Source organism: Roseovarius sp. THAF8 (genome assembly GCF_009363735.1).
In the GTDB taxonomy this organism is placed as follows: Bacteria; Pseudomonadota; Alphaproteobacteria; order Rhodobacterales; family Rhodobacteraceae; genus Roseovarius.
Genome location: NZ_CP045410.1, coordinates 1,709,843 through 1,725,939 on the forward strand (window position 1 = coordinate 1,709,843; position 16,097 = coordinate 1,725,939).

Here is a 16,097-nt window from a genome sequence, read left to right on the forward strand (position 1 = left end):
AACGGTTTGAAAGCCCCTTCCCGACGGGCCCGCTCCGAAATGCCTTGCGGCACCTGTTTCTCGCAACGAGAATCGCCGGGAATTCAGCGTGTTTCCTTCGGACCTTACGCGCTGGATTCAACTTCACATACCTGCTAGGCACTTTCGCACCGAGCACATTTCCGGAGCGTCCCATGAGCGCCACAAGCCGTAAATCAGCGCCACTTCCCGACGACATCCGCGCTATGAAAGGTGCCACGCCGATCGTGTCGCTGACCGCCTATACCACGCCCATGGCGGAACTGATGGATCCACATTGCGATTTCGTGCTGGTCGGCGACAGCGTAGGCATGGTGCTGCATGGCCTGCCCAACACGCTGGGCGTCACGATGGAGATGATGATCCTGCATGGTCAGGCCGTGGCACGGGGTCTCAAGACCGCCATGCTGGTCGTCGACATGCCATTCGGGTCGTACGAGGAAAGCCCTGCTCAGGCCTTCCGAAACGCATCGCGCCTCATGGCCGAGACCGGCTGTGCGGCGGTCAAGCTCGAAGGCGGTGCTCATATCGCCGACACCATCGCCTTTCTGGTGGCGCGTGGCGTGCCGGTCATGGCGCATATCGGCCTTACGCCGCAATCCATCAACACGCTGGGCGGCTATCGGGTGCAAGGCCGCGACGAAGGCGCCGGAAAGGTTCTGAGAGACGCGCGTGCGATCGCCGAGGCGGGCGCATTTTCGGTCGTTCTCGAGAAACTGCCCGCCCCACTTTCGGACGAAATCACCCGCGAGATACGCATACCCACGATCGGGATCGGTGCCTCGGCCGGGTGCGACGGGCAAATCCTCGTGCATTACGACATGCTGGGGCTCTTCACCGCGTTCAAGCCCAAATTCGTCAAGCGCTACGCGCATCTGGGCGAAGAGGCGGAACGGGCCATCGCCACCTACGCAGAAGAGGTCCGCGCCCGCGCCTTTCCGGCCGAGGAGCACGTTTATTCAAACAAGGCACCGAACACGTGACTGCGCCTATCCTGCGAAGCCTGCCTGACCTGCGGACGATGACCGCCCCCTGGCTGCGGGCCGGCGCGCGCATCGGCGTCGTGCCGACCATGGGCGCGCTTCACGACGGTCACCTGTCGCTTGTGGCGGCCGCAAAGCGCGACTGCGACCATGTGATCGTGACGATTTTCGTCAACCCAAAGCAGTTCAACAACCCCGAAGACCTGGCCAACTACCCCCGAACTGAGGATGACGATGCGCGAAAGCTCGCGCGTTTCGAGGTCGACGCATTGTGGGTGCCGGATTGCGACCAGATGTATCCCGGCGGTTTCGCCACGAACGTGTCGGTGTCCGACCTGACCGATGTGATGGACGGGGCACACAGGCCCGGCCATTTCGACGGTGTGGCCACGGTGGTGACGAAACTCTTCACGCAGACACGGGCGACCGATGCCTATTTCGGTGAAAAGGATTTTCAGCAGTTACTCGTCGTGCGCCGACTTGCCGCCGATCTGGATCTCGGCGTCACCGTGCACGGGTGCCCCACGATCCGCGACATTGACGGGTTGGCGCTCAGTTCAAGGAACCTGCTTTTGTCCGATCGCGCGCGCACGATCGCGCCGCGACTGCACGAGGAAATGGAGGAGATCGCCAAAGGCCTCGCCCATGGCGAAGCTCTCGCCCCCCTACGGGAACGTGCCGTAGACCGCCTGCTCACGGCGGGTTTCACCAAGGTCGATTACCTTGACCTGCGGTCCCAAAGCGATCTGCGCAGTGTCACCGACACCGCGCAGCCTGCTCGCTTGTTCGCCGCCGCCTATCTCGCGGGGGTTCGGCTGATCGACAATATCGCCGTCTGAAGCTGATAGTGGCGTCAGAATTCGTTCGGGTTGCCCGACACGACGGTGCCCGTTCCGTCGGCGGTGTCACCGTTCATCCAGGTGACGGACTCTCCATCGATCGCGACGCCCCAGCAGTTTTCTTCTTCGCCGTAGTCAAAGCACATCTGATCGTCCTCAACGCGCCACGCGCCGGTGTAATCGGCACCCTTGATCGTGCCGTCCGTGTCGTAGAACTCTGTATAGGCAGAGCCGTCTGCCATGCTGCCCTGCACGGTGTTGCCTGAAATCGTTGACGTGATCTCGTCGCCAGACGCGAGTTCACCCGCCCAAAGCGGCGTCGCCGCGAACGCCGCTACGGCGGCACATAAGAAATGTCTCACAATCGTCCTCCTGATTTCGATATCCGATCAAGATGCGGCGATGCCCGGCCAGTTCAAGCCGACACGTGCAGGCCATCTTGGCCCAGGTCACGCGCCCCAGGTCGGCGCGGGGATCATGTGCCGTCGCCAGACAGCAGGCTGTGCAATGCCAATGCCATAACTTGCGCGCTTTGCACCATATCCTCGATATCGACGTATTCGTCCGGCTTGTGCGCGAGGTCGAGTATACCGGGCCCATAGGCGATGCAATTGCTCAGCCGCCCGATCCGGTCGATATGCTTCTGGTCGTAGGTGCCGGGGCTGACCACATATTCGGCCTCGCGCCGGAATACCGTCTGCACCGCCTGTGCGACGGCCCCCACCACCGGCGCATCGCGCGCGGTCATCGTGGGCTCGACACTGTGGATGCCCTTGATCGAGTAATCGAAGCCGGCCCGTCCCGCGCGCACGCGCTCCAGCACGTCGCGTACTTCCCGTTCGACTTCGCCGATATCCTCCTCGATCAGGAAGCGCCGGTCGATCACCATGCGGCAGCGATCGGGCACGCAGGGCGACGGCAACCCGGTATAGTCGGCCTCCTGCTCTCGTTCGCCGCCGTGGATGGAGTTTATGTTGAGCGTCGACTGCTTGGCACCTTCGGGCACAACAGGCATGTCCGTGCGTTTCTCCGCCAGCGCCGGGAACAGGCTCGCTTCCATCTCCGCCAGCACGGCGCCCATGTGTCGGACAGCACAATCGCCCAGAAACGGCATCGAGCCATGCGCGATTTCGCCCATCGTCTCGATCTCGGCCCACCAGACGCCCCGGTGGCCAAGACAGATCCGGTCCTTGTTCAACGGCTCGGGAATGATGACATGCTGAACCCGGGAGGGGCTGAAATAGCCCCGCTCCGCGAGGTATGCGACGCCGCCGAAGCCGCCCGACTCCTCGTCCGCGGTGCCACTTATCTCGATCGCGCCCGCGTAGTCGGGACAGACAGCGATGAATGCTTCCGCCGCAACGATGCTGGCCGCGAGCCCGCCTTTCATGTCGCAGGCCCCGCGCCCGTAAACGCGCCCCTCCTTCACCTCGCCACCGAACGGGTCCGTCGTCCAGCCATGGCCCACCTCGACCACATCGATATGGCTGTTGAAATGCACGCACTGGCCTGGCGCCCTGCCGTCGCGTCGCGCCACGAGGTTCCAGCGCGGATACCGATCGCTGTCGCCAACCGCGCCCTCGGCCCGTACCAGTTCGGTCTGAAACCCGGCCTTCAGAAGCCGTCGGTCCAGAAGGTCGCAGATTTCGCGGTAGTTCGCGCCCGGCGGATTAAGCGTGGGAATGCGGATCAGGTCTTGCGTCAGGCCGATCAGGTCATCGCGCCGCGCGGCCACTTCGGCCAGGAGCTTTGCCGTCACACCCTCGGTCACGCCCACGCCCTGCTGACGTCATGTCCGAGGGCGTAACCTCCTGGATTGCCCGGCAAAATGCCGGCCTGTGTCAGGCGGCAAGCGATGACCCGGCACGACTGCTGCACGATCCTGCCGAACCGGCACTCGCCGACGTGAAACCACTTTAACAAGGTCGGGAGGACCTTGATCCTGGTCGGACAGACGTGAAAATCCGAAAGCTCGGGCTCACCCCGACACGGTACCACCCGGTACATCTCGGCTATATCCGGCTGATCGCCGGCATCGGCGAGCGTCACACTGATCTGAGGCATCTGGTCGAACGGCCAAGCAACATCTGCATCTCGAAAGCCTAGCAATCCGCCCCGGACCTGACAACAGGCGGCGCATCGCGGTCGCCCAGAACCCTGTCGACCAGCGCGGGCAATGAAGCGAACTGGCTGAACCGGCCTGCCTGGGGCAGGTCGTCAACCGGGGTCTTGCGATACCCCTCGGTGAAAAGCGCGAAAGGCACGCCGGCCGTCCGGGACGTTTCCGCATCCACTTCGCTGTCCCCGACGAAGATGACCTCCTCTGAGCCGGTTTGACTGATGGCCCGCAGCAAGGGTGCCGGATCGGGCTTGCGCACCGACAAGGTATCACCGCCGACGATCACGCTGAAATACCGCGCCAGGTCCAGATGCGCCAGCACCGAAGCCGTCGGCCCCTCGGGCTTGTTGGTGCAAATGCCAAGCGCGACACCGGCACCATCCAGGGCGTCGAGGCACGCGGTCACGCCGGGATACGGCTGCGTCAGGTGGACCGCACCTTCGTAGACGTCAAGAAACTGCTGGAGGACCTGCGCCTGCAACGCGCTATCGTCGTCCAGGCCCCGTGCGGCAAGGCATCGCCTGACGAATGCTGCCGCGCCGTGGCCGACAAACCCCCGTGCCTCGGCCAGGGTGAAAGGTGCAATGCCGTGACCCGCCAGCACCCGGTTGGCGGCGGCGTGAATATCCGGCGCGCTGTCGATCAAGGTACCGTCCAGATCGAAGATAACAGCACGCGACCGGCGTCCGGATGTCGATCCCGCCTCAGGCATCATTCAGAACGAACTCACCAAACGCGCCTCCGGGCGTGCCGGGCCGCATTCGAACAAGACGAGAATCCGCCACCGCGGCCTGCCGGTGCCGCACCGCACGGCGATAGACCGGATCGCGCAGCATACCGACGAAAGCATCGACACTTGGATACTCCGCGATGAACGCGACGTCCCAGCCTTCGTCCTGTGGTCCGATCAGCATCATCTCGGGCTGTCCTGCCCATACGATCCGGCCGCCCAGATCGCGGAAAACCGGCGCACTTTCCCGTCCGTAGGCGGCATAAGCCTTCGCCCCGGTCGCGATGGTACCGTCGCTATAATCCGCCTCTTCACGCAGACGGATCAGGTTGAGCATTTGGACCGGGCCTTCGCGAGCCATGGCCCGAAACGCGGCAAAGCTTTCTTTCGTCGGATCAATGTAGTGCGACATCCGGCTCCCTCTCGTGCCGTCACTCTGCCGGGCGCGAACCGGAAAGGAAAGCGTTGCGGGCTCGTCGTCTGCAACCGAACATCCAACACTCGTTTACCAAGGGAGTTGTTCAATCATCCGCGGCACCGGGGTGATCCGGAATGCGGCCCTTGGCCGAACTTCATCTCGGTGTTGTAGCCCCAACTCACCCGCGATCCCCTTCGGTTGAGTCAGAACAGCCAAATCGGCCTGTGGTATCGCGTAGAAAACCACGTGCCGGGGGGGAACCACTCACGCCCTCCGCATCTCCTCGACCCAAAGCGGCACGACCTCGCTTGCCGGGCCCCGACGATGCTCCGCGAAATCGCGCGATGCAGTGGATACCTCGAGGTTCAGTTCCACCGTATGCGCACCCATCCGGCGCGCATGTTGGCCAAAGGCCGCCGCCGGATACACATTGCCCGATGTCCCGACTGCCGCAAAGATATCGGCATCGGCCAGCGCAGGGTCGATCCGCTCCATCCCGTAGGGTATCTCACCGAACCACACCACGTCCGGTCGGGTCGCCCTTTGCCCGCATTCGGGGCAGGTATCTTCGGGCTGCATGACCTTCGGCGCCGGCCAGCGGTGGCCGCAGGCATGGCACAGGGCGCGGTCGAGTTGCCCATGCATGTGCACCACGTTGCGGCTGCCCGCGGCCTCGTGCAGGCCATCCACGTTCTGCGTTATGATCAATACCTCGCCCGCATTTTCCGACTCGAGCCGCGCCAGCGCCTCATGCGCCGCGTTGGGACGCGCGGCAGCGGCCTGCGCACGCCGGGCGTTGTAGAATTCCTGCACCAGGCCCGGATTGCGCGCAAACCCCTCCGGCGTCGCCACATCCTCTATCCGGTGCTGCGCCCACAGCCCGTCCTGATCGCGAAACGTGCCAAGCCCGCTTTCGGCCGAAATGCCCGCGCCCGTCAGGATCACGATTTTGGACATCAGGGCGTTGCCTCCGGGTAAACTCATTCTTGGCTCAATTTACCTGCTAGCGATAGCTTTGAAACCCTCCGATTCTTGAAATCCAGCGACCAGTATTGCGTGGCCGCGCGGCTTCGGCCCTCCGAGAGAATTCGTACGAATTTTCTGCGCTGAGCACTGCTCAATGCGTTCAAATCGTGACGGCTGGAAGTTTCGTATTTCCTGAAAACGCCCTTTGGCAGCTGGAAAAACAGCGGCGGTTTCCGATCATGTCCCTTGTCTGACACGGCCAGAGGGCGCAATCCGAAACGGACAGGAGATTTGCCATGCCGCTTACCTACCTCAAGACCGCCCCCGGCCAACCGCCCCAGACGATGGCCGACGTCACCGATACCGTTCAAATGATGCTGGCCCGTCTCAAGGCCGGCGGCGCGCAAACCGCGCTGGAATACACGCGGCAACTGGATGGCTGGACCGGCGATATCGCGGTGTCCTCGGACAGCATCGAAGCCGCGATTGCCCGCGTTCCGCAGGATTTGAAGGAGCATATTCGCTGGGCGCACGAAAACATCTCTCGTTTTGCCGCGGCCCAACGCGCCACAGCCCAGGACATGGAGATCGAGCTGCGCCCCGGCCTGATCGCGGGCCAGCGCCAGATCCCGGTGCAGGCGGCCGGCTGCTATGTGCCGGGCGGGCGCTACACGCATATCGCCTCTGCGCTCATGTCCATCGCCACGGCGCGCGAGGCCGGCGTACCCGACATCACTGCCTGCTCTCCGCCGAACGGCGCAGCGGGCATTCCCGACGCCATGCTTTTCGCGATGCATCTCGCGGGTGCGACGCGCATCCTGTGCATCGGCGGGGTGCAGGGCGTCGCCGCGATGGCCTTCGGCATGTTCGGCGCACCGGCGGCAGATATTCTTGTGGGTCCCGGAAATGCCTTCGTCGCCGAGGCCAAGCGGCAGCTGTTCGGCCCCATCGGCATCGACATGTTCGCGGGCCCCACCGACAGCCTCGTGCTGGCCGATCACACCGCCGATCCGGAGGTCGTTGCCGGCGACCTCGTCAGCCAGGCCGAGCACGGCCATAACAGTCCCGTCTGGCTGGCCACCACGGACCGCGCGCTTGCCGACACCGTGGTTGCCCGCGTGCCCGACCTGATCGCTGAACTGCCGGAGCCCAACCGCCGCGCCGCGACACAGGCCTGGGCCGATCTGGCCGAAGTCGTGCTGTGCGACACGCCGGAAGACATGGCGCAATATGCCGACGCCAAGGCGCCCGAGCACCTGCAGGTCATGGCCGAACACCTCGACTGGTGGCGCTCCCGCCTCACGGCCTACGGTTCGCTTTTCCTTGGCGAGAACACCACCGTCAGCTTTGGCGACAAGGCGTCGGGACCCAACCACGTGCTGCCGACGTCTGGAGCCGCCCGCTACACTGGCGGCCTTTCGGTGCACAAGTTTCTCAAGACCGTGACCTGGCAGACCGTCTCGGACGACGCTATTGCCGACCTCGCGCGCGCCACCGCCGCCATCAGTCGCGCCGAACGCATGGAGGGCCACGCCCTGGCCGCCGATATCCGGCTGGACAAATGCACCGGACCTGCCAAACTCACAGCGAATACCAAAGGATAAGACCCAGATGAACCTTGCAAAGTTTCCCCGCGTACGCCTCGCCCACCTTGCCACGCCGCTTGAACACATGCCGCGTCTCAGCGAGGCTCTGGGCGGCCCCGAGATCTGGATCAAGCGGGACGATTGCACGGGGCTGTCCACCGGCGGAAACAAGACCCGCAAGCTGGAATTCCTGATGGCCGAAGCACAGGAACAGGGCGCTGAAATGGTGATGACGCAGGGCGCGACCCAGTCGAACCACGCCCGCCAGACCGCGGCCGCAGCGGCCAAGCTGGGGCTCGCCTGCCACATCCTTCTCGAGGACCGGACCGGCTACAATTACGACAACTACAAGTATAACGGCAACGTTCTCCTGGATCACCTGCACGGCGCGACGATGGAACATCGCGGCCCCGATCTCGACATGAACGCCGAAATGGAAGCGGTGGCCGACAAGTACCGCGAAGAGGGCAAAAAGGTCTACACCATTCCCGGAGGCGGCTCCAACGCCACCGGCGCACTTGGATACGTCAACTGCGCCTTCGAGATGCTGCACCAGTTCGTCACGATGGGCCTGAACGTCGACCACATCGTTCACGCAACAGGATCGGCAGGCACGCAGGCGGGGCTGATCACGGGTCTCAAGGCGATGAACGCGCAAATCCCGCTTTTGGGTATTGGCGTCCGTGCACCGAAACCCAAGCAGGAGGAAAACGTCTACAACCTCGCCGTCAAGACGGCCGAGAAGCTGGGCTGTCCCGGTGTCGTCGCGCGCGAGGACGTGGTCGCAAACACCGATTACGTCGGTCCCGGCTATGGCATCCCCGCCGAAGACACGCTGGAAGCCATCGACCTTTTCGCCCGGACCGAGGCGATCCTGCTTGACCCGGTCTATTCGGCCAAGGGCGCAGCAGGTCTCATCAACCTCTGCCGCAAGGGGCACTTCAAGAAAGGCGAGCGCATCGTCTTCCTTCACACCGGCGGAGCGATCGGCCTGACAGGCTACAGCCATTGCTTCGACGTGCCGAAATAGGCGCCTGATGAAGCCGGTCGGAATCCTGGGCGGGATGGGGCCGGAGGCCACCATCCTGCTCATGCAAAAGGTCCTTTCCGCAATCCCCGCGCAGGACGACGCCGACCATGTTCCCCTGATCGTACATCAGAACCCGCAGGTGCCGTCCCGGATCAAGGCGCTGATCGACGGCGACGGGCAGGACCCGATGCCAGTTCTGATGTCCATGGCGCAGGATCTAGAACGCGCCGGCGCCCAGGCGCTGGCCATGCCATGCAATACCGCTCACCACTACGCGGTGGCCGTTGCGAATGCCACCAGCCTGCCGTTCCTGGACATGATAGAGCTGACGGCTCGGCATCTTGGCGAAACCGGCGCGGGAACCGTTGGCATGTTAGCCTCCCCCGCGACGCGCAAGGTGGGCGTATTCGACACGAAATTCGACGCGCATGACCTGAAGCCGCTCTGGGCCGATGACGAAGACGACCTTCTCGACATCATTCGCGCGGTCAAAGCCGGGAGCGATCTGACCACGCTCGCGCCCCACATGGGACGCATCGCGGCAGGCATGGCGGACAAAGGCGCCGATCACCTGCTCATCGCCTGCACCGAACTTTCCCTGATGAGCGAGAGCCTCCCGGACGCCATCCCTTATACCGACAGCCTGGACTGCCTGGTGAAGGCGGTCGTCGATTTCTCGACAAAGTGAGTCGCCGCCACCACGGCGCTCCAGAACTCAGAAATTGGTCTGTTGACAATCTCTACTTGTATATACATTGTATCCCAAATCGAACAATCGTTTCGCACAACAAACCACTCACGGAACTATCCAGAATGACAGACCTCACGCGCATAACGGGCATTGGCCCTGGCCTTGCTTCACAAATGATCGCCGCCGGGATACCGGATGCCGAAGCCCTGGCGAAAGCTCACCCCTCGGACATCGTGATCGTGCGCGGCGTCGGCGCCGCCACGGCCCCGGTTCTGATCGCACGTGCAAAACAGATCACGGCACCCACACCCGACCCCGCGTCGCAAACCGATCGCGACGCTGCGGTGGCACGCCCTGCGGCCAAGACCAATCCCGGCAAGAAGAAGCGCACCAGGTCCGCGGAAAGCAAGGGGAAGGACGACGCGAAAAAAGACTCTCCTTCGAAGGCGGAAAAGAAGGCCAAGAAAGCCGCGAAAAAGATAAAAGCCAAGGCGGAAAAGAAGGCCGACGAAACCGAAAAAGCGGCAAGGAAGGCGGCCGACAAAGCCGAGAAGAAATCCGGGAAAGCCAAATCAAAGGCAAAGAAGGCAGCCAAGAAGCTGAAGCTTCAAGCTAAGGAGATCAAGGCCAAGGCAGACAGGAAAGCCAAGAAGATCAAGAAAAGGGCCACCAAATCCAAGGCCTGATCTTGCGGCGCGAACGAAACACACTGCTCAAAGGCTGGTTGACCGATGCGGCCTGGGATGGCGCGAACGGACCGCCGGATATACGATTTGGCTGATTGACTGCCAAGCACCGTTGCAAGTGGCCAGTTCGAAATATCTCGGCCGCTATTCAGATCGTTCCCTTTTCCTGCGACAAATCACGCCCGCTACCGATTGCGATAGAAGAATACCAGCTTCTCCGGCTGCCCGCTCGGTGGCGGAGGAAAGGGAGCCGCACTGCGTACCTGGGCTTCTGCTGCGCTGTCTATGCCCGCCGATCCGGAACTGTTGAGAATGCGCACCCAGGCCAGCGACCCGTTCGGATTGATCTGAAAATATACACGCGCGGAGCCTGTCGCCTGATTGTCTATCCGCGGCCTGCGATTGAGTTGCATCAGGACACGCCCGGCGTAATTGGTCGTACCGGCGTTGCCCTGTCCGCCCGATCCGCCGAAATCGCCCGGCGAAGCGCTGCCGACGCGGCCAAGCGCCGTCAGGTCTGTACCATCTCGCTTGTACGCGGTCAGAGGCGACTCGTAGGTCGGAGTTCGCCGCGCCTGTGCCTGGCGCTGTTCAGGCACACCCAGTTGCTCGGCGGTGGGCCGGGTGCTGGGCGGCCGCAGAGACCTGGTGACCGCCGAGGCTTCCAGGTTCGGCTCCTCCGCCGCGATCACGTTCTCAGGTGCCTCCGGCGTCGGAGCAAGCGCCGCCTCGTCGGTCTCCGGTGTGACCTCCTCGGGTCGCGGCGTCTCCTCGGCTTCGGCAGCGTCCTCGGCAGGTTCGGGCGCGCCCTGCTCGACGCCCTCGGGCGCTTGCGGCTCGGCGTCCGGCGCATCGGGCGCAATCATCGCGATGTCGGATGTGCTCTGATCCTCGCCGCTGTTCTCGGCAACGTCCTCGGACTCCTCTCCGGCGCCTTCGTCCGGGCTTCCGGTTTCGCCCTCGGGGCCGTCCGGGGCCGTCACCTCCTCGGGGTTGTCGGAGGCCACCATCGCATTGGATGTCTGCATCGTGTCCGGCTCGGTCACATCGGGCGGCTCGACCGCTTCGGTCGGCTCCGGCTCTGGTGGCTCCGGCAACGGTTCGGCGAGGTCCTCGAAGGCGCGTCCCGTGTCTGGCACCGGTTGCTCCTGCGGTGCAGATGTCGTGTCTTCGGTATCGTCCACAATGTCCTGCCAACCAACGCCGACGGCATGCAGGAACAGCGATACGAGGATGGCCACCACGGCCACGGGGATGGATCGTTTGATCATGCCACTATCGAGCCGGGCCCCGCGCATGGCACAGGCCGATTTGACCGTCGGCCTGGCCATTCAGGCACGTTTTGAAAGCAAGGCGTTTATCAGGCATGAACACGGCTCACCGATCCTCGGAGACGGGGCCATGCCCCACTGCGCCGGCAGATTACGCCAAGCCGCTCCGACACGAAACCACGGCCTACGCTATCGTGATCGACCGCCGGCCCGGGGCACCACGTGGTCAGGCGCGGCTCTTTTCCAGTTCGTTGCGCAGTTCCTCGGCCTCGTGCCGTGCCTCGCGCAGCCCGTCCATCGTGGCCGACAGTTCCGCCTCGGTCTGGCTCAGCTGGTTGGTCAGTTCCGCCTCGCGCTGCTGAAGGTAGGTGATCGCCTGGTCGCGGGTTTCCTCGGCTTCGTGCAATTCCTGCGCCATGCGCTCCAACTCGCCAACGTCGGACCCTGACACCCGAATGAACCGATGCACCAACCAATTGGCGAACCATCCCATGCAGAACGCCACGAACAAAACGATCGCCGTGGCTATGATAAATTCAGTTCTGTTCATCCGTCCCGGTTTCCTGCTCGGCGTCGCCCCCCGCCGCATCGGTCTCGTTTAGCGCTTCTTCTTCCAGCGCTTCAAGCGTTGTTTGCTGTTCTTTGATCGGTTCCGGCCGGATGACCCGGAATTCGATCCGGCGATTGGCCTCGCGGCCCTCTTCGCTGTCGTTGCTGGCGATCGGATCACTTTCGCCGTATCCCTTGGCCCGTATGGCCGATGTCAGTACACGGCGCGACCGCAACTCGTTGAGAACCGACTGTGCCCGCGCCTGGCTCAGTTGCTGGTTCATCACCTCGCGTCCCTGGCTGTCGGTGTGGCCCTGGATCTCCATGCGGATTTCACCACAGGCCTTCAGGATATCGGCGATCCGGTCCATGATCTGCGCACCGTTGGAATCCACATCCGTCTCACCCGGCTCGAAGGTGATCTTGCTATCGGCCTGCACCTCGGCGATCTGCGCTTCGCACTCCTCCGGGGTGGGTTTGCTCGCCACCGGGTCCAGTTCCTCGCGGTAATTCACGTCTATGTCGAAATCCGCGGCTTCTCCCAGCTTGGCGGCGAACATCGCCGAAATCTCCGCGCTGGCGTCTTGCTGCCCGGTCAATCCCGTTACCGCGATGCTTTCCGGCCCCACGGTCACGGCCCCGTTCGACAGATACGCCAACGCTTCCAGTCCGGTCAGCACGCGCACCGTCCAGTCCGTCGGCAGGTTTTCAGCAACCCGCGCGGTTGTGCTGACCACGTCAGAGCTGAACTTTGCCTTGGCAAAGCTGTCGACCATTTCCCGCGCCTGCGCGCTTTCGACCCGGCCACGGATCTGAACCAGCCCTTCAGGCGACAGCGTGGCGACGAACTCCGGCGGCGCTTCCTCGGCGGCATCCTTGGGCTTTGGCAGCACCGCCTTCAATGCAAAGACGTCCGGCAGGCTGGTCTCCAGCCGTCCGATCACCGTGTCATACAGCTTTTCATCCGTGCCTTCGGCGGCCACCAGCGCGATATCGGCGTCCGAGAAGGTCACGCTGCCGCCACCCAACTCGCCCAGCGCCCCAATCGCCAGTTCCGCCGCGCGGCCCCATTGTGGCGACGGGACGCCCAGCGCAAGGGGGCACTGCGCCTTCTGCTGCAAGCCGGCCTGTCCTGCGGCGGCAAGGATACGGTCCTTTGCGGCTTCGGTATCGGCGGCGCAGGCGTCAAAGCTGCCCTCGCCATCCTCCAGCAGATAGCGCAGCGTGAAAGGCGTGATTACCGGCCGCGGCGCCGAGATGTCCAGAGACAGGCGCACACCTTCAGGCACTCGCCGGGCCAGCTGCGTTTCCAGGTTGCGCTTGTCCTCGTGACTGTCAGCCATGGTCACCACGCTCACTCTGCGGGCCTCGACCGAGATCTTGGTGCGCGGCATCTGCTTGAGGATGTCGACCGCGTATCCGATCGCGTCATCCCACGTCTCGGGATGCGGATAATCGGCCATCTCCAAAAGGTCGGTCACCTCCTTGCCGGGCGCATTCTTGGCCACGTCCTCGATCAGCTGCTCGCGGTCGGTCTCGGCCGGGATCAGACCGATCAATGACAGCCCGCTGTCATTACTCAGGATCTCGACCGAGAATCGCGGCGGCGCGATATCTGCACTGTCGGCCACCAGCATCTGGTCGATGATCCGGGCCGATTCCACTACGCTTCCCGCGATCGACAGTGCGCGAAAGCGCGTGGCCTCGGACGGTGCCGTACCGGCCAGGAATACCTGCAACCCGTCGGCATCTACTTCCGTCCATGTCATCCCGCGCTCGTCCAGCGTGTCGCGCACCGCGTTGCGCGAGCCTTCCTCGATCACTTGCACCGAGAATCGCGCCGCGAAAAGGCACAGGACGAAGGCCAGAAAGAAGGTACCAAGAATGGCGAAGATGGAGGAAAGGCGCATGAACCCAAGGCTCGCCGTTGTTTACCACCCGGCCTATTTATGCGCCACCGGCCCCGAGTGCAATCAGACGAACAGGGCTGCGGCGAAAAACGGCAGGGGCAGCAGGCCCGCATCGCGGTTCGACCGAAACAGCCGCAACAGCGTCGGATCGTCCTGCATGTCGAATTGCCGGAGCTGCCAGAACAGGTGCCATCCGAACGCCCAGGGGCCGATCAACGCCACCAGCACCGCGAGCGCCGAGCCGCCCACCGCCGCGCCGATCACCGCGATGGCCATCAGGCTGACCGCGCCGATCAGGAACCGCTGCAACCAGACCGGCGTGCGGTCGGCAAAGAGCCTGGCGGTGGATTTCACCCCGATCAGCGCATCGTCTTCCGCGTCCTGCTGCGCATAGACCGTGTCATAGAACAGCGTCCATGCAATCCCGGCCACGTACAGCACCACCGCCGGCCATTCCAGCCGCCCGCTATGCGCCGTCCACGCCAGCAACGCGCCCCAGTTGAACGCAAGACCAAGGAAGATCTGCGGCCACCACGTGAACCGCTTGGCAAAGGGATAGATGCACACCGGCGCCAGTGAGATGATCCCGAGGATGATCGCAGCCATGTTGAAAGTCAGCAGGATGCAGAACGACACGAGAGCCTGCGCCACCAGCCAGGCCAACGCCTGCGTCACGCTGACCTGCCCCGAGGGTATGGGCCGCGACGCGGTGCGCGACACGGACCCGTCGATATGCCGGTCGGTGATGTCGTTCCACGTGCAGCCCGCACCGCGCATCAAAAACGCCCCGATCCCGCAGCCCGCGAATATCCACAGGTCGTGCCATGTGGCCCGTCCGTCATGCAGCATCGACAACAGCAGCCCCCACCAGCACGGCAGCAAGAGCAGCCACGTCCCGATCGGCCGGTCGGCTCGGCTCAACCGCAGATAGGGTCGGCTCCAGGCCGGGGCCGAGCGATCCACCCAGTTGCCCTTGACGGCATCGGCCACCTCGCCGGTCGCATCTGGCGTCTGGTTCGGTCCGGTCATATGTTGGCCCCATGTCGACTGCAAAGATCAGGCTTTATGTAGAGCACCCTCTCGGGGAAGGGCAAACGGTTCCTCTGGACCGCGACCAGGCGCATTATCTCTTCGGGGTCATGCGGCAGGGCACGGGCGATGCCGTCCTGCTCTTCAACGGCCATGATGGCGAATGGCATGCCACCGTGGCCGAGGCGTCCAAGCGAGGCGGCCTGCTGAACGTCGAGCGCCAGACCCGCCCTCAGCAAGACCCGCCCGACCTCTGGCTGCTTTTCGCCCCCATCAAGAAGGCCCGCACCGACTTCATCGTCGAGAAAGCCGCCGAGATGGGCGCCGCCCGCATCTTGCCCGTTCAGACCGATTTCACCAATTCCGAACGCATCCGGCAGGACCGCCTGCAAGCCCACGCCGTCGAGGCCGCCGAGCAATGCGGCGGCACATATGTCCCCGAAGTGACGGACCTGCAAAAGCTCGACCGCCTGCTTGCCGACTGGCCCGAGGGCCGCCAACTGATGTTTTGCGACGAGGCACTGGCCGGCGCAAACGAGGCCGTTCGACAAGACGGTCATGCAGGCCCCTGGGCCATCCTGATCGGCCCGGAGGGCGGCTTTTCAAACGCCGAGCGCGCGCGCCTCCACGATCTGCCTTTCACTCATGCCGCGTCCCTCGGCCCCCGCATCCTGCGCGCCGACACCGCCGCCGTGGCCGCCATGACCGTATGGCAACAGCGCTTCGGAGACTGGGCATGAGCTTCATCCGCCCCGACGCCGCCGCAAGTCTCAGCCGCTGGCGCGAGGTGCTGATCGGCGCGGGCGTCGTCGCCCTCGGCGCATGGTGGTCGGTCGGCTTCATCGGCATCCTCTCGTGGGTCGGCTACATCCTGTTGCCGGTCGGGGCCGCACTCACGTTCATCGGCCTGCAACGCGCCCGCTTCCGCCGCGCCACTGGCGGGCCCGGCATCGTCCAGGTGGATGAGGGCCGCGTCACCTATTTCGGCCCGCTCACGGGCGGCACCGTCGACCTGGCCGAGATGTCCCGCCTCACGCTCGAACATGCCGCCAAGCCTGCCCACTGGGGCCTGCACCAGCCTGGCCAGCCCGCCCTGATGATCCCGACGACCGCCCAGGGCGCCGACACGCTCTTCGACGCCTTCACCACCCTGCCCGGCCTGCGCGTGCAAAAAATGCTCGCAGCACTCTCGTCACAAGATCGCGAAACCGTCACCGTCTGGTCCACATACACCAATCGGCTGCATTGACACCCCTGCCCATTCGGGCCAAG

At 63.9% G+C, this 16,097-nt stretch carries 18 protein-coding genes; 9 read left to right on the top strand and 9 right to left on the bottom strand.

The window, feature by feature from the left end:
* The first annotated feature begins 173 nt into the window (after window positions 1–173).
* The gene (panB, locus tag FIU85_RS08370; RefSeq protein WP_152496552.1) at window positions 174–1,001 is read left to right on the top strand and encodes a 3-methyl-2-oxobutanoate hydroxymethyltransferase; all 828 of its coding nucleotides are present in this window, start codon (window positions 174–176) and stop codon (window positions 999–1,001) included.
* A complete protein-coding gene (gene panC / locus FIU85_RS08375; protein ID WP_152496553.1) occupies window positions 998–1,840 on the top strand; it encodes a pantoate--beta-alanine ligase in 843 nt (280 codons plus the stop codon). Before panB ends, panC begins: the two co-directional genes overlap by 4 nt.
* Window positions 1,841–1,854: 14 nt before the next feature.
* Here panC and FIU85_RS08380 read toward each other — a convergent pair whose 3' ends face one another.
* Both FIU85_RS08380 and FIU85_RS08385 read right to left on the bottom strand, forming a co-directional pair.
* A complete protein-coding gene (locus tag FIU85_RS08380; RefSeq protein ID WP_152491172.1) occupies window positions 1,855–2,202 on the bottom strand; it encodes a hypothetical protein in 348 nt (115 codons plus the stop codon).
* Window positions 2,203–2,315: 113 nt separating this feature from the next.
* Entirely contained in the window at window positions 2,316–3,611 is a 1,296-nt protein-coding gene (locus FIU85_RS08385; RefSeq protein ID WP_216648898.1) for an acetylornithine deacetylase/succinyl-diaminopimelate desuccinylase family protein, read from the bottom strand.
* Between the two features lie 185 nt (window positions 3,612–3,796).
* Between FIU85_RS08385 and FIU85_RS21970 the strand changes: the two genes are divergently transcribed.
* On the top strand, window positions 3,797–3,946 hold the full coding sequence (locus tag FIU85_RS21970; RefSeq protein ID WP_172978831.1) for a hypothetical protein: 150 nt from the start codon (window positions 3,797–3,799) through the stop codon (window positions 3,944–3,946).
* Here the strand turns inward: FIU85_RS21970 and gph are convergent.
* The 3 genes from gph to FIU85_RS08400 form a co-directional block, all read right to left on the bottom strand.
* A complete protein-coding gene (gph, locus tag FIU85_RS08390; RefSeq protein WP_368372982.1) occupies window positions 3,943–4,605 on the bottom strand; it encodes a phosphoglycolate phosphatase in 663 nt (220 codons plus the stop codon). The genes FIU85_RS21970 and gph overlap by 4 nt on opposite strands.
* Window positions 4,606–4,663: 58 nt before the next feature.
* Complete coding sequence (locus tag FIU85_RS08395) at window positions 4,664–5,101, bottom strand: DUF1330 domain-containing protein (RefSeq protein ID WP_152491171.1); 438 nt, start codon at window positions 5,099–5,101, stop codon at window positions 4,664–4,666.
* 270 nt (window positions 5,102–5,371) lie between these two features.
* Window positions 5,372–6,064, bottom strand: a complete 693-nt coding sequence (locus FIU85_RS08400; RefSeq protein WP_152496554.1) for an NAD-dependent deacylase — start codon at window positions 6,062–6,064, stop codon at window positions 5,372–5,374.
* Between the two features lie 305 nt (window positions 6,065–6,369).
* Here FIU85_RS08400 and hisD point away from each other — a divergent pair, with 305 nt between their 5' ends.
* The 4 genes from hisD (at window position 6,370) to FIU85_RS08420 (ending at window position 10,066) form a co-directional block, all read left to right on the top strand.
* Complete coding sequence (hisD, locus tag FIU85_RS08405) at window positions 6,370–7,677, top strand: histidinol dehydrogenase (RefSeq protein WP_152496555.1); 1,308 nt, start codon at window positions 6,370–6,372, stop codon at window positions 7,675–7,677.
* A gap of 7 nt (window positions 7,678–7,684) precedes the next feature.
* Window positions 7,685–8,689, top strand: coding sequence for a D-cysteine desulfhydrase (locus FIU85_RS08410; RefSeq protein ID WP_152496556.1), 1,005 nt, complete (start codon window positions 7,685–7,687; stop codon window positions 8,687–8,689).
* A 7-nt stretch (window positions 8,690–8,696) separates the two neighbouring features.
* Entirely contained in the window at window positions 8,697–9,377 is a 681-nt protein-coding gene (locus FIU85_RS08415; protein WP_172978832.1) for an aspartate/glutamate racemase family protein, read from the top strand.
* 125 nt (window positions 9,378–9,502) lie between these two features.
* The gene (locus FIU85_RS08420; protein ID WP_152496558.1) at window positions 9,503–10,066 is read left to right on the top strand and encodes a helix-hairpin-helix domain-containing protein; all 564 of its coding nucleotides are present in this window, start codon (window positions 9,503–9,505) and stop codon (window positions 10,064–10,066) included.
* A gap of 185 nt (window positions 10,067–10,251) precedes the next feature.
* On the opposite strand, the gene FIU85_RS08425 is transcribed toward FIU85_RS08420, so the two are convergent.
* The 4 genes from FIU85_RS08425 to ubiA form a co-directional block, all read right to left on the bottom strand.
* Window positions 10,252–11,337 (bottom strand): TonB family protein, encoded by a 1,086-nt coding sequence (locus FIU85_RS08425; RefSeq protein ID WP_152496559.1) that lies wholly within the window; start codon window positions 11,335–11,337, stop codon window positions 10,252–10,254.
* A 226-nt stretch (window positions 11,338–11,563) separates the two neighbouring features.
* A complete protein-coding gene (locus FIU85_RS08430; protein WP_152491165.1) occupies window positions 11,564–11,887 on the bottom strand; it encodes a hypothetical protein in 324 nt (107 codons plus the stop codon).
* Window positions 11,874–13,796 (bottom strand): OmpA family protein, encoded by a 1,923-nt coding sequence (locus FIU85_RS08435; protein ID WP_152496560.1) that lies wholly within the window; start codon window positions 13,794–13,796, stop codon window positions 11,874–11,876. The genes FIU85_RS08430 and FIU85_RS08435 overlap by 14 nt, the downstream gene beginning before the upstream one ends.
* 63 nt (window positions 13,797–13,859) lie before the next feature.
* The gene (gene ubiA / locus FIU85_RS08440) at window positions 13,860–14,825 is read right to left on the bottom strand and encodes a 4-hydroxybenzoate octaprenyltransferase (RefSeq protein ID WP_152496561.1); all 966 of its coding nucleotides are present in this window, start codon (window positions 14,823–14,825) and stop codon (window positions 13,860–13,862) included.
* 11 nt (window positions 14,826–14,836) lie between these two features.
* On the opposite strand from ubiA, the gene FIU85_RS08445 reads away from it, so the two are divergent.
* Together FIU85_RS08445 and FIU85_RS08450 are read left to right on the top strand one after the other, a co-directional pair.
* A complete protein-coding gene (locus tag FIU85_RS08445) occupies window positions 14,837–15,565 on the top strand; it encodes a 16S rRNA (uracil(1498)-N(3))-methyltransferase (RefSeq protein ID WP_152496562.1) in 729 nt (242 codons plus the stop codon).
* A complete protein-coding gene (locus FIU85_RS08450; RefSeq protein WP_152496563.1) occupies window positions 15,562–16,074 on the top strand; it encodes a hypothetical protein in 513 nt (170 codons plus the stop codon). Before FIU85_RS08445 ends, FIU85_RS08450 begins: the two co-directional genes overlap by 4 nt.
* Window positions 16,075–16,097: the final 23 nt, after the last annotated feature.

Coding starts and splice junctions, on each gene's coding strand:
- FIU85_RS08435 (WP_152496560.1), bottom strand. CDS start 13,796: ATGCGCCTTTCCTCCATCTTCGCCATTCTTGGTACCTTCTTTCTGGCC.
- panB (WP_152496552.1), top strand. CDS start 174: ATGAGCGCCACAAGCCGTAAATCAGCGCCACTTCCCGACGACATCCGC.
- FIU85_RS08415 (WP_172978832.1), top strand. CDS start 8,697: ATGAAGCCGGTCGGAATCCTGGGCGGGATGGGGCCGGAGGCCACCATC.
- FIU85_RS08445 (WP_152496562.1), top strand. CDS start 14,837: ATGTCGACTGCAAAGATCAGGCTTTATGTAGAGCACCCTCTCGGGGAA.
- FIU85_RS08400 (WP_152496554.1), bottom strand. CDS start 6,064: ATGTCCAAAATCGTGATCCTGACGGGCGCGGGCATTTCGGCCGAAAGC.
- FIU85_RS08430 (WP_152491165.1), bottom strand. CDS start 11,887: ATGAACAGAACTGAATTTATCATAGCCACGGCGATCGTTTTGTTCGTG.
- FIU85_RS08450 (WP_152496563.1), top strand. CDS start 15,562: ATGAGCTTCATCCGCCCCGACGCCGCCGCAAGTCTCAGCCGCTGGCGC.
- ubiA (WP_152496561.1), bottom strand. CDS start 14,825: ATGACCGGACCGAACCAGACGCCAGATGCGACCGGCGAGGTGGCCGAT.
- FIU85_RS08425 (WP_152496559.1), bottom strand. CDS start 11,337: ATGATCAAACGATCCATCCCCGTGGCCGTGGTGGCCATCCTCGTATCG.
- FIU85_RS08410 (WP_152496556.1), top strand. CDS start 7,685: ATGAACCTTGCAAAGTTTCCCCGCGTACGCCTCGCCCACCTTGCCACG.
- FIU85_RS08420 (WP_152496558.1), top strand. CDS start 9,503: ATGACAGACCTCACGCGCATAACGGGCATTGGCCCTGGCCTTGCTTCA.
- hisD (WP_152496555.1), top strand. CDS start 6,370: ATGCCGCTTACCTACCTCAAGACCGCCCCCGGCCAACCGCCCCAGACG.
- FIU85_RS08395 (WP_152491171.1), bottom strand. CDS start 5,101: ATGTCGCACTACATTGATCCGACGAAAGAAAGCTTTGCCGCGTTTCGG.